2 protein-coding genes are annotated in these 2,123 nt (G+C 70.6%); one reads left to right on the top strand and one right to left on the bottom strand.

What is annotated here, in order from left to right; all coding sequences use genetic code 11:
• Window positions 1-148 precede the first annotated feature (148 nt).
• Window positions 149-1,462, bottom strand: a complete 1,314-nt coding sequence (locus VFZ20_RS16970) for an erythromycin esterase family protein (RefSeq protein WP_329685103.1) — start codon at window positions 1,460-1,462, stop codon at window positions 149-151.
• A 238-nt stretch (window positions 1,463-1,700) separates the two neighbouring features.
• On the opposite strand from VFZ20_RS16970, the gene VFZ20_RS16965 reads away from it, so the two are divergent.
• Window positions 1,701-2,123 (top strand): c-type cytochrome (locus VFZ20_RS16965; RefSeq protein ID WP_329685102.1); only part of this gene is annotated, 423 nt, incomplete at its 3' end.

The raw sequence follows: 2,123 nt of genomic DNA, 5'->3' as shown, positions 1-2,123 counted from the left end.
CACACGCAAGCGCACGCCGGCGATGGCTGCCGGGCTGACTGATCGTTGCTGGACCGTTCAGCATCTGCTCTCGATGGTCGTGCCTCCTACGAGGCATCAACCATGAACGGGTACATGACCCACTTTCGCACTTTCGCACTTCCCTTCCTCACATCCCGCTCGGATACGTCTTTGGCGTCTCCGGCGCGGCGTCGGGCTTGTCGGCGGACATCTTGAGCGGCGTGAGCGCGTGCGAGCGGTCGATGTACAGCACGGCATCGTACCGGTACGGCAGCACGCTGGGCACGTAGTTGCTCCGCGACTCGCGGTCCGGGTGGTAGACCACGCCGATGGCCCGGTGCCCGCGGGCGTCCGTGGAGCCCTCCACCTCGTCCAGCTCATCCATCATGAAGAGCCGGTCCTTGGTGCCCGCGCTGTGAAAGACGTGCTCCCAGCTTCCCGCGCGCGCGTCGGGCACGGGCATGCGCTGCATGGGCGCGCCCCACTCCGCCCCCGCGATCACGCTGCCGCGGTGCGACGAGAAGCCCGCGATCACCACGTCCCCGCCCCACCGCTCGCGCGCCAGCGATCCCACGTTCACCATCCCCACCCGCGCCATGTCCGTGGCCCGCGCGTCGCCCACGTGCGTGTTGTGCTCCCACACGATGGCCTTGGATCCCGGCCCGTGGTGCTGCAGCAGGCGCTCCAGCGTCTCGATCATGTGCGTGTCGCGCACGTTCCAGCTGGCCGCGCCCCCGCGGATCATCGCGCGGTAGTAGCGCTCGGCGTTGCGGGCCACCAGCGCGTTCTGCTCGGCGTTGAAGAACGCCTCGCGCCCCTCCGACCCGTAGTCCGGGCCCTTTGACCGCAGGTCGCTGAGCGTGCGCACCACCTCTTCCTCGCAGCTCGTGGGGACGAGCGCCGTGGCCATGGCGTAGTCCTGCACGTCCGACTCGTACGGGTCAAAGCAGCCGTACGCCCGCCGCGCCCGCGCCGCGGCCTGAGGATCCACCTTCTCCAGGTAGCGCGTGACGACGTCCATGGAGTCCCACAGCGAGTACACGTCCAGGCCGTAGAAGCCCACGCGGTCGTCCGGCTCGCGCCCCTCGTTGTGCCGGCGCAGCCACTCGGCCAGGACGGCCACCTCCTCGTTGGCCCACATCCACGTGGGCCAGCGTTCAAAGGCGTGCAGCATCTCGCGGGCGGATTGCCCGCCGTCCATCCCCTTGATCCACCGGTTCACCAGGTAGCAGTCCGGCCAGTCGCCCTCCACGGCGATGAAGTGGAATCCTTTCTCGGTGATGAGACGGCGGCTGATGCGGTCGCGCCACGTGTAGAACTCGCGCGTGCCGTGCGACGCCTCGCCCAGCAGCACCACCCGCGCGTCGCCGATGCGGTCCAGCAGCGGGTCCAGGTCCGCGTCGTCCTCCAGGCGCCGGGCAATGCGCGCCACGCCCTCGATCAGCCGTTCCTCGTCCGCCATCGTCCCCCCTCGCCGCGTCCCCGCCGGTTCACGGATGCGCGCGGAATTCCGGATTTCTCCGCCGTCCGCGCCCTTCGCCCGCACCGTCCGCCCGCACGTTCCAGGCCCGCCGCCGCGCACCGGACGCGCCGTCTGCCGATGGCGTCGATCAGCCCGAACGCACGCGTTTTGCGTCTCGCTCCCTCCGTCTCCAGCCGGGCCCCGGCCCGCCGCGAATCCCCCCGTTCCGCACCTCCCGATGCACCATCGAAAGGTCGTCCGTACCGTGCTGCTGCTGGCCGCGCTCTCCGCGTGCGTGGGCCAGGCGTCGCGTGCCTCGTCCGACGGCGCCGCGCCCTCCGCCGCCCCCGGCGAGCCGGGCCGCCCGCAGAACCTGCAGGTGCTGCCCGACACCATGTCGCGCGAGGCCGTGATCGCCGTCATGCGCAACTTCACCACGTCGCTGGGCGTGCGCTGCAACCACTGCCACGTGCCGTACGATCCCGCCAGGCCCGATTCGCTCAACTTCGCGGCGGACGGCGACCGGGAGAAGCAGGTGGCGCGGGGGATGATGCGGATGGTGCGCGAGATCAACGGCGACCTGCTGCCCGACATCCCGCAGATCGGCGACAACCCCATGCAGGTGGGATGCATGACCTGCCATCGCGGCGCGCCCCGCCCC

The organism is Longimicrobium sp., from assembly GCF_036280135.1.
In the GTDB taxonomy this organism is placed as follows: Bacteria; Gemmatimonadota; Gemmatimonadetes; order Longimicrobiales; family Longimicrobiaceae; genus Longimicrobium.
Note: the sequence above shows the minus strand (reverse complement) of the source record. Positions and strands in the feature narration are given on the sequence as shown.

Coding starts and splice junctions, on each gene's coding strand:
- VFZ20_RS16970 (WP_329685103.1), bottom strand. CDS start 1,462: ATGGCGGACGAGGAACGGCTGATCGAGGGCGTGGCGCGCATTGCCCGG.